Raw genomic sequence first — 12,997 nt, forward strand, 5'->3', positions numbered from 1 at the left:
ACTGGCATTGTCCTTCAATATCTCAGAGTGGGCCCGGATTACCCATAACGACACTCCCGTATATCTCAGACCTAATTCCCCGGACTGGTTTGTCCCAACATCTTCCGGTGATAAACTGCTGGATTTCATTCAGAAGAACCCCGACACAAAACTTTCCATTGAAGATAAACGTTTTCTCATGCGCTTGCCTGATGCGGACGAATCTATCTACCTTGGAAGATACGAATTACTGAAAACAGACTCCCTGCGCGAACTCTGGTTCCACATTACTGACAATTGCAACATGGCCTGCACCCACTGCCTATTTTCCTCTTCACCGCAAGCCAAGCGGGAACTGAAAACAGAAAGAGTGCTTGATCTGACCGCACAAGCAGAAAAACTGGGATGCCGAATGTTCGCCATTACTGGCGGGGAACCGTTAGTTCACAAAGGGCTGGATACGATCCTGACCCGCATGCTGGAGATCGAATCCAGTCACGTTGCCGTGCTGACCAACGGGCTGACCGTAAAAAAATTCTTTTCAAAAAACCGTTACGACTTCAACCGCTTGCATTTGCAAATAAGCGTGGACGGCATCGGCAAAACACACGACAAACTGCGTGGCGAAGGTATGTTCAAGCGACTTGAGCAATCCCTGAACTGGCTTTCTGCCGAAGGAATTCCCTTCACGCTCTCCATGTGCGTGACCAAAGCAAATGTACACGAGATGAAGGATGTGGTGGAGTTTGCGGCCCGTACCGGGGCTTCAAATGTGCATTTCATGTGGTATTTCGTACGCGGACGGGGGGAATCCAAAGAGTTCGTCAAGCCGGATAAAATATATCCCCACCTTCTTGAAGCATGGGAAACCGGGGAACGAACCGGGGTGACTATTGATAATGTTGAAGCGGTCAAAAGTATGATTTTTGCCCCCTGCGGCACAATCCACGACGGATCAACAGCGGGGTGGGAATCTTTAGCTGTAGGCCCGGATGAAAATTTATATCCTTCTGCTGCTACGGTCGGAATTGAAAAGCTAGCCACTTGTATTAATGATAATTTAGGACAAGCATGGAAAGAAAGCTCAGCACTTGAAAAGCTGCGCAAAAGCAGTGGTAAAGATCTAAACACGCCTTTTAAATTGATCCTCGGCGGTGGCGATACCGACCACAGCTTTATGCACCGCGAAAGTTTCCTTGGGGACGATCCTTACAGCCCGCTTTATGAAAAACTGGCCTTGGAATTGATTACCCGTAAGAGCCGCGAATCACAACCGCATGACACCCCGCAGTTGCTTCTTAAAATGGGAGACAAGCTGGACCGTTGTTCCGGGCATGGCCCGGTGGCCCTGACCCACACCAACTGTCTGCTGGCCGTTGCCGGGAACAACAGCCTTGCAGTGGTCAAAGATTTCTACACCGAAGCTGCTGACACAGCCAAAGAGGATATCCTCAACCCCGCCTGTTACGATCCTGCGCTGATGAATCATATCCCCGAAAAATACCGTTTCCGTGGTTACGGATGCGGTTCGCCAATCATGGATGCCGGAATCTCGACTGGTGAGCATGTGGTAGATCTTGGCAGCGGACGAGGCATAGAATGTTTCATTGCCGCTAAAATGACCGGAAAAAAAGGCAAAGTGACCGGAATTGACATGCTTGATCCCATGCTTGCCCATGCCCGTGAAGGGCAAGCAGCAGTTGCCGATTCGCTTGGTTACGACAATATGAGTTTCCGCAAGGGCTACCTCGAAACCCTGCCCCTTGATGAAGGAACCGCCGACCTGCTGCTCTCAAACTGTGTTCTCAATCTTTCCACCGACAAACGACGCACCTTTGCCGAGATGTTTCGGGTGCTAAAGCCCGGAGGCAGACTGACCATCTCTGACGTGGTCTGTGAAACCGAACCGGGACCGGAAATCCGCAATGACGACACCCTACACGGGGAATGCATTGCCGGAGCGCAGACTCAAAAGAATCTTTGCGGCCTGCTCGAAGAAGCGGGATTTGAATCCCTGATCATGATCAAACGGTTCCCTTACCGCACTGTGGGTGGACACCAATTCTTTTCCCTGACCTTTTCAGCCCGCAAACCGGAAGAAAAAGATACGGTCAAAACTGTTTATCGAGGCCCATTGGCTACTGCTATTACTTCCGGCGGAACAATCCTTACCCCCGGCAGCGTGATGGAAATCCCGGAACAGGAGGCGAATCTCCTAGGTGAACAATTATTCATTATAAATAATGACGGTGCGGTGGATAATGTTTTCATCGGCGAATCCTGCTGTTGTCCCACACCGGATTCCTTTGACAAACCAAAGCCGGAAATGAAAACCAACTCAGTGCCTCCTTCCCTTAAAAACATGGAAGGGTGCATGGTTTGCGGGGCGGATCTTGAATACCTGACCGAATACCGCAAAATGGTCTGCTGTTTCTGCGGGGAAGAGCACGAAGCCAATGGACACTGCGTGAAGGGCCACTTTGTCTGCGACAAATGTCACAGCAAGGACGGTATGGAAGTACTGCCCCACCTGCTAAAATCCAGCACGGAAACCGATATGATCGAGCTGCTAAAAAAAGCGCGCAGCCATCCGGCAATTCCCATGCATGGCCCTGAACACCATGCCCTTGTTCCGGGCGTAATTGCCGCTGCCTATAAAAACAGCGGTGGGGGTATTGACGACAAGGTCATTGATACGGCAGTATCACGCGGCGCAAAAGTTGCCGGAGGGTTTTGCGGATTCATGGGAATCTGCGGTGCAGCCATCGGCGTAGGTACGGCCATGAGTGCCATTCTGGAAGCAACCCCCTTTACAGCGTCTGAACGCTCCATTGCCCAGAAAGGAACACTGGCGGCTCTAAAACTTATTGCGGACATAGAAGCTGCGCGCTGTTGCCAGCGAGACTGCTGGCTGGCCTTGAAGGCTGCGGCACAGGTTTCAGAAGATGTTCTGGGCTTGCGCCTTAAGGCAGATGCGCATATACTATGCGATCAAATGAAAACAAATAAAGAGTGTATGGGGCGCAATTGCCCGGTGATTAGAAACTGTAAAGGTAATCAACCGCCTGTCACTCAACTTCTGGGTAAGATAACAAATTCTGAAAAAAAAGTTTAATTCCTACTTGACTTTTCCATCTAGATACGAATATCTTCCCCTCTCTTACGTGACGGAGGTAAGCAAAAAATGTATGCAATAATTGAGACTGGCGGCAAGCAGTTCCGCGTTGAAGAAGGTCTGGAACTCAATGTCCAGAAAATGGACGCTGAAGCAGGCACCAAAGTCGATCTGGATAAAATTCTTCTTATCGGTCAGGGCGAAGACGTCAAAATCGGTGCTCCTTATGTTGAAGGTGCGAAAGTATCTTGCTCTATCCTTGAACATGGTCGTGATAAAAAGATCATCGTTTTCAAAAAAAGACGCAGGAAAGACTCTCAGACCAAACAGGGTCATCGTCAGGACTACACAAGAATCAAAGTGGAAGCCATTCAGGCTTAAGCTTGACGACAGAACCTACTAAGGAGGCTAATAATGGCTCATAAGAAAGCGGGCGGTAGCTCGAAAAACGGTCGCGATAGTAATGCCCAAAGACGTGGTGTAAAACGTTTTGGTGGTCAGGAAGTACTGGCTGGCAACATACTTGTTCGCCAGGTTGGTAGTAAAGTCCACGCTGGTACAAACGTTGGCACCGGTAGAGACTGGACTCTGTTTGCACTGGTTGACGGTGTTGTGAAGTACGAAAAGTACATTCGCAAAAACCGCGTTAAAACCAGAGTACACATCGTTCCTGCCGAAGCCTAGACATCAGGCGAAAGCTTTTTTTCAGGCAGGGGTCGCATTACACAATGCGTCCCCTGCCTTTTCGTGTCTTTTCGGCAGTATTACTTTATAGTAAATAAATCATATTTCTCCGATTTCACTCCCCTCAAGAATTCCATTTTCTTTGGCAGGGAGACGAAATCACTCAACAAAAGCGCGAAGCGCATCCTAATCAGGTATTTGTTATGAAATTCATAGATGAAGCAACTATCACGGTACGTTCCGGCAAGGGCGGTAACGGATGCGTGGCATTCCGCAGGGAAAGATTTATCCCCAAGGGCGGCCCCAGCGGCGGTGACGGCGGTAAAGGCGGAGACCTTATTTTCCGCGGCAGTTCCAAACTTCTGACCCTCTATGACTTCAGACTCAAAAGAGTCTACGAAGCCAGGAGCGGCCAACAGGGCATGGGCCGTGATAAATACGGTAAAGCTGCTGATGATGCCATTATCGATCTTCCTCTCGGTACACTTGTATATGAAGTGAACACTGAGGACGGCTCTGAAAAGCTCATCGCCGACCTCACTCAGGAAGGACGCGAAGAAATAATCTGCAAGGGCGGAGACGGCGGACGTGGTAATATCCACTTCAAATCTTCCACCAACCAGGCACCGCGTCAGTCTGAAGAAGGTTTTCCCGGTGAAGAAAAGCGCATTCGCTTGCAGCTTAAGATCATTGCGGACGTTGGCCTGCTAGGTCTGCCAAATGCAGGTAAATCAACCTTCATTTCCAAAATTTCCGCTGCGAAACCCAAAATCGCAGCCTACCCTTTCACCACCCTCGTGCCCAACCTCGGCGTGGTGGATGATGACATGGGCAGCAAACTGGTCATCGCGGACATTCCCGGCCTGATTGAAGGGGCCAGCGAAGGACTGGGACTGGGGCACCGTTTCCTCAAGCATGTGGAACGGACCAGATTCCTCGTCCATATCCTCAGCGCAGAAGACCTGAGCCTTGAAGATCCGCTGGACGGATTCAATATGCTCGACGAAGAGCTGCGCATTTTCGATGAGGAAATGGCCGCTAAAACCCAGCTGCGGGTCATCAACAAAATAGACCTTCTTTCCGAGGAAGACCTTGAATCAATCAAGGCTAAAGCTGAGGAAGCAGGTCAGAAAATTTATTTCATATCCGCCCTCCACAGTGACGGGGTTCAGGAACTCCTCAAAGATATGTGGGACAGATTCAAAGCCATGAATCAAGAGGAAGAAGATGAGCAGGACGAACAACAGGATTGAGACATTACAGGAAGCTAAACGCATTGTTGTAAAAATCGGCAGCGCGGTTCTGACCACGGCAGAGGGGATCAACCTCGGCCTGATCTGCCGCCTTGCCGACCAGCTGGCGACCCTGCACGAACGCGGGGTCGATATAGTCCTCGTATCGTCCGGTGCAGTTGCTGCCGGACGAAATTCCATTCCTTCCGGTGCAAAACTGGATGACCTGCCCGCGCGGCAGGCCGCCTCGGCCATCGGTCAGTCCCGGCTCATGCATGAGTATGACGAGACATTCCGCCGTTTCGGCCTTGTGACCTCTCAGGTCCTGCTCACCCGTGACGACCTCAAGCACCGCGACCGTTTCCTTAATGCCCGCAACACCCTTTCAAGACTGCTTGAATGGCGGGTAATCCCCATCATCAATGAAAACGACACCGTGGCTGTTCAGGAACTGGAATTCGGGGATAACGACACCCTCGCCAGCCTGATCTTAAACGTGGTGGAAGCAGATCTTTTCATCAACCTCACTTCCGCTGACGGGGTCTTTGACAAGAACCCGGACAAGAATCCCGATGCCAAGCCGCTGGCCTGCATTGAGAACGTCCATGACCTCGATCTTGACGCCATGTGCGACGGCAAAACCGCCGTGGGGTCCGGGGGAATGTTCTCCAAGATGCGCGCAGCCAACCGTGCTGCCCAGCTCGGAGTACCTACTCTGATCCTCGCAGGCAAAGAGCGCATGATCATTGAACGCGTTTTTAACGGTGAAGAGTGCGGAACATGGATCGTGCCCGATGAAAAATCCGTATCAAGGCGCAAGTACTGGCTGGCTTATCATTGTGATCCTGCCGGAGATCTGGTCATTGATGCCGGGGCTGAAAAGGCGTTGCTTTCCGGGGGTAAGAGTTTATTACCAGCCGGGATATCCGAAGTTGAGGGAAAATTTAAAGCCGGAGAACTCGTCCGCGTGGTCAACACATCAGGCAAGTCTCTTGCTGTGGGATTGTCCTGTTATAGCTCCGCAGACATGATCAAAATCATGGGCTGCAAATCCTGCAATATCGAGTCTATCCTCGGTAAATGCCCCTACCCCGAAGCCATTCACCGGGATAATCTGCTGCTGGACGCTGCTTTGTAAGAATGATTCCGGCGGCCCTTCGGGGACCAAAGAACCCTTTGGAAAGAGTTCTCTGGACTATCCTCAACTTTTCATCAGGGCTTCGCCGCTGAACATATTAAATCCATCATGTTTATCACTTAGGACAGGTTTTTAAAACCTGTCCTTTTTTTTGCCCTATAATTATGCCGTGAACGGATTAATTATTTTTAACTATTTTTTTATCATGATCATATAAAGCTTTCTTAAGAACCACCGATTATTACCTCAATACAGGACTTACTTAAGTCTAAGTAAAAGGGGCAAAGATCATGCGTATCTCATCATTCGGACAATCAACAACTTCCGCTTTCGACATCAAAGCAATTACCGATGATTTCAAAAAGATAAACGCGGACAAAATTGCAGCTGAAAAAAAGAAAATAGAAGAGGGCATCAAAACCGAAAAAAATATATCGCAAAATGACCTTGGTTTTAAAATCGAAATGGCCATAAACGAATCATGCAAGTTCCTGCATGAAGGAATATCCAAAATATTCATAGGTGGAGAGTCCACTCTGGCCGGTAGGAGTAGTAAAGAATACGACAAACACATTGATGCCCTATCCGAAGCAATACAACTACAGGACTACAAAAAAGCAGAAAAACTTATAGACAAGTTCTTCGGTGGAAGCACTGACAAAATTATCAGCAAAATCAAAACACTGGCCCAAGCAACTGAAGATAAATTCTGGAACGAAGTTGCAGATGGGATTGATTCTTTACCAGGAGGAGGAGCTCAATACAATTTCAGATACGATGGCAAGAAATATGAAAAAATAACTATGAAAGAGATGACCATGTTGGCTTTGAGGCTGGCACGAGAAGAAGCAGACCCTTTTGCAGATCAGGACTTTTCAGGCATTACAAATTCCATCCGCAAAGCCGCAGTCGAAAATGCCAAAGTAAAACTGAAACATGCCGGGCGTAACAAATACTCTGAGGACGCAATCAGCGTCACAGCTTCAGCTGCTGAATTTTCTCGCAACAAAATTTTTAATACCAATGATATAGTTATCAAGGAAGACAAAGAAGAGTTATCCGACATTTTTGCCCTTAAACCCGACGAGAAAATCAATCAGGAACAATTCGACAGACTTAAACATCGCAATAAGCGTAAGACAGACAATTTTTACGAATACGCACGGGAACGTAGCGGCCGTTTCTTTGAAATCTATGGAAGTTTGAAACGCACCGCTATGCAGGTAAAAAAAGCAGAAGAAGAGCAGGAGACACCTGCGAAAACCTCTGGACTAGTGACAGCAGCTGGTGGCTTAGGGCAGGCGACACCTGTGGAAGAATCAGGGAAGTTTACTGTTGCTCCAATGGATATACTGGTCAAATCACAGCAAAATCAAATGCAATTTCAAGAAAATCTCAGCAGCATCCTTCTGCAAGACCATTCAGAAGAAAACTATGTAAATGAGACCGAGGCCATAAACAAATATGAGGCCCAACAAAACAAATGGGAATATTTTTTATCCGATTCTGATCAGGAGAAATAGCCATGCGCATACAGGGTTTCAATCAATTCAATCAAATGCAGACCGGATCTTTCAAACTGAGCAACTCAGAAAAGGAAGGCACTAATACTCCCACTGTAATCTCTGCTGCCGATGCCCAACAGGAAAATCCAAAACTTTCTCAAAAAGATATTACATTTCAGCTCGAGAAGGTCATGAGAAAATCTTCCGTTTTCCTTAAAAAAGGCTTGGATAAGATTTTCGATAACGGTGAAAAACTTCTCGCCGGGCGAAATAGCGAAGAGTATCGGGAGCATATCAACGAATTAACCAAGGCTATCCAAGGGCAGGATTTCAAACAGGCTGAAAAACTGATTGATAAATTCTACAACGGGGACAGTGAAAGAATCATTACCCGAGTTCAAAATCTTGCCAAAGCTGCTGAAGATAATTTCTGGCAAACTCTTGAAGATGATCTCGGATTCCTAAAAAAAGACGGCCTGAAATGGACCATGTTCGTAGATGGAAAAATGCGCGACGACCTTTCCACCTTCGACCTTGCCAAGATGGCTATTGAAAAATCTCGTAGCGAAGTGGAAACATTCTCTTCCGAAGATTTGAGCGATTTAGTTAATGCCACCCGTGACGGTGCTGTAGCCCATGCCAAAGGCAAGCTTAAGAATGCAGGACAGAATAAATATTCGGAGGACGCCTCCAGCGTAACCCATGCAGCGACTGAATTTGCCAAGGGTAAGATTTTCAACACCGATGACTCCAACTATGCAGAAGATGAGAAAGTCCTCAAAGACATAGATGAATTATACCATGATGAGGACATCACTCAGGAACAGCTGGATAGGCTGAGACACCAGAACTCCCGCAAGGGAGATAAATTCACCAGATTCATGCGCGGCAGAACAGATTCTTTTGTTGATGAGTTCAGCGCTCTCAAACTGGCTGCAACCCCTAGAGTAGTAGAAGAACAGGCAACTGAAGAACAGGATAAATCCACTCTATCACCATTGGAACAACAGCTTAAAAGCGGAATAAATACCCAACTGCTGAGTCTGAAAGTCCAAGATAATGCGACACAGCAGGCCCTCTACTCTCCACTTAAAGTTACCGACCTTTACGGCAATGAAGAGAAGCAAATGTTTGAGGCCGAGCGTCGAGAGCAGAAAAACGGCTTTACTGGATGGGCTTAGGGATCATCTTTCCCATCTAGATTCTCCTGCACTTTTCCGGCAGATCCCAAATGCTGCTGGGAAAGAAATGCTCCAAGAATTCCGGCAATAAACACAGCCAGATACATCTGCCCGAAAAGACCTTGCAGAATAGAGAGTGAGCGGGCCATGAACGACACCGGAAGGACATCCCCGTAGCCCACGGTGAGCATGGTCACATAGCTGAAGTAGGTCAAAGCCCCGCGTACAGCGAAAACATTCTCAGTAATATTAATCCCGGAAAATGATCCGTCTTTTAAAATCTCACACAGGCTGTAAGCATCGGACCAAGCCAGTCCGGCCAGCATGTAAATGCATATTGCCCCGGAAATCAAATCGCGGGTAACTCTTTTCTGACGCCACATGAACTGCTGTATGCCCCAGATGGTAATCATCAACATGAGCATGTCAGCCACTTCACTACCCGCCAACCAGAGCATGGACCTCGTCTTAAAAAACAGGATAGAACTGACCAGCGAAACCCCATAAAGTCCAAAATAAGCATAAAGCTTGGCTTTATTGACCACTATTGCCGAAACAGCTGAAAGCAGGACTAAATAAGTATAGAAATACAATACCTGCTGTAAGAACAGGGAGTCCCCGGCAATGGGGCTGATGAATATCTGACCCACCAGAAATCCAAGCAGAACCGTGAATTTCGACGGACTGTTCTTGAAAAAAAGGTAGAGTTTAAACATGAACGGGCTGTATCTGAGTTCTTTATTTGATCCGGGCATGGCCCATTGTTACCTGACAACTGCACGTAATTCCATATTTTTATGACCTCTGCTCTTTTTCAGTCCTTTCCGACGGTTGCTAAGAGGATCATTTGCGAGTAGCTTTCGTGATTCACACCACCCCCAAAGGACTGAACGCTCATGGAAGCTTTATATAAAAACAAGAACTTACAGATAGTTTTCTCAGTTACGCTCATGGCGATCATGGGTGTTTCAAGCATCATTCCCGCCCTGCCGGAAATGATCCGCGAATTCGGTATCTCCGCATCGACAATCGGACTGATCTTTACGATTTTCACCCTGCCGGGCATTCTTTTTGCCCCTCTGGCTGGAATCTTTGCAGATCGTCTGGGCCGCAAAAAAATACTTGTGCCATCATTAATCCTTTTTGGAATTGCCGGTACCGCCTGCTTCTTTGCCCCGGATTTTCATTCCCTGTTATTGATCCGCTTTATTCAGGGGATCGGTGCCGCCGCCATCGGGGTTATTAACTTAACCATTATCGGGGACCTTTTCAGCGGCAAGGAAAGAATCAAAGCAATGGGACTCAATGCCGGGGTATTGAGCATGGGTACTGCTATATTCCCAGCCATAGGCGGCATTCTGGCCCAGATCAGCTGGGAAGCACCCTTCCTGCTCTCTCTATCAGCCTTACCGCTGGCTTGGATTGTAGCTTTCCGGCTGGATAACCCCGAACCTTCTGCGAACGGAAATTTCAAAAAATATATGAAGGACGCCCTCGCGGGCATGCGCTGCAAGGAAGTATTAAGCCTGTTCGCAATTTCTTTGCTGACTTTCATCATCCTCTACGGACCGATTGTCACCTACCTGCCCCTGCTGCTTAATTCAAGATTCGAGGCCTCGCCGCTGATGATCGGACTGGTTATTTCCAGTGCATCCTTCATTACCGCACTGGCTGCCTCACAGATGGGCAGACTGGCCCACTTCATGTCTCAGCCGCTCATGATTTCCATTTCCGCATTTGCCTACGGAGCGTCCATGATTATGCTCCCGGCAGCAGATTCGGCTCTGTGGTGCATTCTTCCGGTCTGTGTTTTCGGACTGGGACAAGGGCTGAACCTGCCCAATTCCATGTCCATGCTCACAGCAATAGCCCCCATGGAACAACGGGCGGTATTCATGTCCGTAAACGGAATGCTGCTCCGTGCGGGACAAACAATCGCCCCGATCCTGATGGGATTGGTCTATTCCGGATTCAACCTGCAAGCTGTTTTCTATGCCGGAGCTGTGGTAGCAGCAATTATGCTGGTCATCTCCACAATGTTTTTAAGGGGATTTGAAACAGAGACTGCGTAATAGAACTATGACTTACGCAATAGTTGACTGGAAAATATTTTTTGTTCATTTTCGGACATCCCAGTCGGGGATCAATTAAAACAGGGACTGTTCGAAAAAATGAAAGTTGGATTTATCGCCTTTATGGAGCACATCTTCAACCCGCTCCACATATATTGTAGACTCGTGGACTGCGGCCTGCCTTCAGCAAAAGCAAAAAAGGTAGCCCGGGCCTACGAATTATGCCTCTTCAAGCCTGTCACCCTGTGCATCCCGACGATCAAGAATCAAAAGCAGGCGAAGTAAGCTCGTTGTCTATTGAATCAGCATCCTCAGCGTTAAACTGAATCAGACGACGCAAATGCGTGAAGCTAATCTCATCCATGTGATGAAAATCAGCAGCCAAACCTGTTTCGTCTGAGCGAACTATCTTTGCGCTGACTCTGATTATGGCTTCTTCTGAAAGTGGAATGGAAACTTCACATTCATCACCCACAAAAAATCCCTTCACTGGATCGCAAAGGATTCCTTTCAAGCTTAGATTGTGTGACTCCACAAAAGCATCAATATCTTCTTTATGCAGCACGACCCTGAAACCTGCATTTACACGGGTTCTGCGTCTCTTATTCTGGTCCATGGATACTCCGATCGCTTTTTGTAAGATATTAAAACAACTATTAATATTTTAATACTCAATATTGCCTTCTTCATCAATACCAACGCCGAAAATTAATCACTAAAAAGAACACCCTTCACGATTGATTTTCCGCTTTTCGCCGGGGGTAATATCTCCCACTTTCTTCAGAGCAAAACGGGTACATATTGGTCCGGCTATCTCAAAAAATACCGTCGTGGCCGCAATAACCGAAACCACGGCCTGAAATTCCTCAAACCTGTGCGCAGCAGTGAGTGCCATCCCAAGAGCTATCCCCGCTTGAGACATAATGGCCATACCCATCCATTTTCCAAAAAATATACTTTCCCCACCTTTTCTAGCCCCAAGCACAGATCCAACAAAACGACTACCTATGCGTAGTAGAATATATAAAAGTATAAGCTTTAGATTAACAACTATATGTTCAAATTCAATATTTACCCCAGCAAACAAGAAAAAGAGAACAACAATGGGCCACTCAATGGAACGGATTGAATGAAATGAACAATCTATACGCCTTGCAAAATTAATAACGACCACCCCCATGGTCATGGCAGCCAGGAGGAATGAAGCATCAAGCCACATGGCAACCCCGCCGCAGATACAGATCATACCAAGAGCCTCTAACAAGGTATGCTCACCTGATTTAAGATATCCGGTCAGGTAACTCATAACCCCTCCTAAGACCAGCCCAAGCCCCACTGCATAACCGATATCTTTAGCACCAAGTAATAGAATATCTACCCCGCCTCCACCGTTGGACAACATATGGGCTGCAGCCAGCATTATGCTGAAAACTATCAAACCCAAAGCATCAGCGAGAGCTATCAGTTTAAGCAGAATTTCGGTAAACATCCCCGTAGCATTAACCTCACGCACAACATCGACCGTTGCAGCTGGAGCTGTTGCCGGTGCGATACCACCATAAATAAGCGCAAGAGGCAGAGGAATTCCTACCAACCACAGCCCACCGCTCACAATAATAGCAGCAGCAGCCACCACACCGAATGTTATCCAGAAGACGAGTACACCGGATTTAAGTAAGGAATCATATTTCAAGGAACTACCCAGCTGAAACCCGATCATGACTAAAGCCATATCGGAAACAACAGGAAGCCAGTGCTGCGTTGAAACTGGCAACAAATCTAAACCTGACGGGCCGATTAACAGGCCAGCAACCATAAGAATCGAAACCCTTGGAATAGGGGTATTCCTCCCGATAGTGTCAGCTAAAAAGCCGACCATGAACAGCATTCCGAGAGTTATCAAAGTCAGAGCAGATACAGTCATTTGTTCTTCCTTCCCGGTATTACCTGTTTATTCAAGATATGATTGAAGAGAGAAAACGCGTACTCATATTTCCCAACAATTTTAGAGTATAAACAGGATAACCCATTTCAGCAGAATGAAAAAGATTATCCGGTAGCAAAAGCAACAATAAAAACTGATTAAGCGTT

General features: G+C 47.4%; 12 protein-coding genes. 9 read left to right on the forward strand and 3 right to left on the reverse strand.

Going from position 1 to position 12,997, the window contains the following annotated elements; all coding sequences use genetic code 11:
- Window positions 1-7 precede the first annotated feature (7 nt).
- From D0S45_03690 to D0S45_03720, 7 genes are all read left to right on the forward strand, one after another.
- Window positions 8-3,094 (forward strand): methyltransferase domain-containing protein, encoded by a 3,087-nt coding sequence (locus D0S45_03690; GenBank protein ID TIH19294.1) that lies wholly within the window; start codon window positions 8-10, stop codon window positions 3,092-3,094.
- 69 nt (window positions 3,095-3,163) lie between these two features.
- Window positions 3,164-3,475, forward strand: coding sequence for a 50S ribosomal protein L21 (gene rplU, locus D0S45_03695; GenBank protein TIH19295.1), 312 nt, complete (start codon window positions 3,164-3,166; stop codon window positions 3,473-3,475).
- A 33-nt stretch (window positions 3,476-3,508) separates the two neighbouring features.
- Window positions 3,509-3,778 (forward strand): 50S ribosomal protein L27, encoded by a 270-nt coding sequence (locus tag D0S45_03700; GenBank protein ID TIH19296.1) that lies wholly within the window; start codon window positions 3,509-3,511, stop codon window positions 3,776-3,778.
- 203 nt (window positions 3,779-3,981) lie between these two features.
- Entirely contained in the window at window positions 3,982-5,031 is a 1,050-nt protein-coding gene (obgE, locus tag D0S45_03705; GenBank protein ID TIH19297.1) for a GTPase ObgE, read from the forward strand.
- Window positions 5,006-6,148 carry a glutamate 5-kinase gene (gene proB, locus D0S45_03710; protein TIH19298.1) on the forward strand — a complete coding sequence of 381 codons (1,143 nt, stop codon included), beginning with the start codon at window positions 5,006-5,008 and terminating at the stop codon, window positions 6,146-6,148. Before obgE ends, proB begins: the two co-directional genes overlap by 26 nt.
- 290 nt (window positions 6,149-6,438) lie before the next feature.
- Complete coding sequence (locus D0S45_03715) at window positions 6,439-7,671, forward strand: hypothetical protein (protein TIH19299.1); 1,233 nt, start codon at window positions 6,439-6,441, stop codon at window positions 7,669-7,671.
- Window positions 7,672-7,673: 2 nt separating this feature from the next.
- A complete protein-coding gene (locus D0S45_03720; protein TIH19300.1) occupies window positions 7,674-8,834 on the forward strand; it encodes a hypothetical protein in 1,161 nt (386 codons plus the stop codon).
- Here D0S45_03720 and D0S45_03725 read toward each other — a convergent pair.
- Window positions 8,831-9,589 (reverse strand): two pore domain potassium channel family protein, encoded by a 759-nt coding sequence (locus D0S45_03725; GenBank protein TIH19301.1) that lies wholly within the window; start codon window positions 9,587-9,589, stop codon window positions 8,831-8,833. The genes D0S45_03720 and D0S45_03725 overlap by 4 nt on opposite strands.
- 141 nt (window positions 9,590-9,730) lie before the next feature.
- Here D0S45_03725 and D0S45_03730 point away from each other — a divergent pair, with 141 nt between their 5' ends.
- Together D0S45_03730 and D0S45_03735 are read left to right on the forward strand one after the other, a co-directional pair.
- Window positions 9,731-10,906, forward strand: a complete 1,176-nt coding sequence (locus D0S45_03730; protein TIH19302.1) for an MFS transporter — start codon at window positions 9,731-9,733, stop codon at window positions 10,904-10,906.
- A 99-nt stretch (window positions 10,907-11,005) separates the two neighbouring features.
- Window positions 11,006-11,191 carry a hypothetical protein gene (locus D0S45_03735; protein ID TIH19303.1) on the forward strand — a complete coding sequence of 62 codons (186 nt, stop codon included), beginning with the start codon at window positions 11,006-11,008 and terminating at the stop codon, window positions 11,189-11,191.
- Here D0S45_03735 and D0S45_03740 read toward each other — a convergent pair.
- Together D0S45_03740 and D0S45_03745 are read right to left on the reverse strand one after the other, a co-directional pair.
- Window positions 11,166-11,522, reverse strand: a complete 357-nt coding sequence (locus D0S45_03740; protein ID TIH19304.1) for a PilZ domain-containing protein — start codon at window positions 11,520-11,522, stop codon at window positions 11,166-11,168. The genes D0S45_03735 and D0S45_03740 overlap by 26 nt on opposite strands.
- Window positions 11,523-11,621: 99 nt before the next feature.
- Entirely contained in the window at window positions 11,622-12,830 is a 1,209-nt protein-coding gene (locus tag D0S45_03745) for a cation:proton antiporter (protein TIH19305.1), read from the reverse strand.
- Between the last annotated feature and the right edge of the window lie 167 nt (window positions 12,831-12,997).

The organism is Marinifilum sp. JC120 (assembly GCA_004923195.1).
Classification (GTDB): Bacteria; Desulfobacterota; Desulfovibrionia; order Desulfovibrionales; family Desulfovibrionaceae; genus Maridesulfovibrio.

What these genes read in the sequence shown, in the direction of transcription:
- D0S45_03725 (TIH19301.1), bottom strand. Translation starts at nt 9,589, where the DNA reads ATGCCCGGATCAAATAAAGAACTCAGATACAGCCCGTTCATGTTTAAA.
- D0S45_03740 (TIH19304.1), bottom strand. Translation starts at nt 11,522, where the DNA reads ATGGACCAGAATAAGAGACGCAGAACCCGTGTAAATGCAGGTTTCAGG.
- D0S45_03700 (TIH19296.1), top strand. Translation starts at nt 3,509, where the DNA reads ATGGCTCATAAGAAAGCGGGCGGTAGCTCGAAAAACGGTCGCGATAGT.
- proB (TIH19298.1), top strand. Translation starts at nt 5,006, where the DNA reads ATGAGCAGGACGAACAACAGGATTGAGACATTACAGGAAGCTAAACGC.
- rplU (TIH19295.1), top strand. Translation starts at nt 3,164, where the DNA reads ATGTATGCAATAATTGAGACTGGCGGCAAGCAGTTCCGCGTTGAAGAA.
- D0S45_03720 (TIH19300.1), top strand. Translation starts at nt 7,674, where the DNA reads ATGCGCATACAGGGTTTCAATCAATTCAATCAAATGCAGACCGGATCT.
- obgE (TIH19297.1), top strand. Translation starts at nt 3,982, where the DNA reads ATGAAATTCATAGATGAAGCAACTATCACGGTACGTTCCGGCAAGGGC.
- D0S45_03730 (TIH19302.1), top strand. Translation starts at nt 9,731, where the DNA reads ATGGAAGCTTTATATAAAAACAAGAACTTACAGATAGTTTTCTCAGTT.
- D0S45_03715 (TIH19299.1), top strand. Translation starts at nt 6,439, where the DNA reads ATGCGTATCTCATCATTCGGACAATCAACAACTTCCGCTTTCGACATC.
- D0S45_03735 (TIH19303.1), top strand. Translation starts at nt 11,006, where the DNA reads ATGAAAGTTGGATTTATCGCCTTTATGGAGCACATCTTCAACCCGCTC.
- D0S45_03745 (TIH19305.1), bottom strand. Translation starts at nt 12,830, where the DNA reads ATGACTGTATCTGCTCTGACTTTGATAACTCTCGGAATGCTGTTCATG.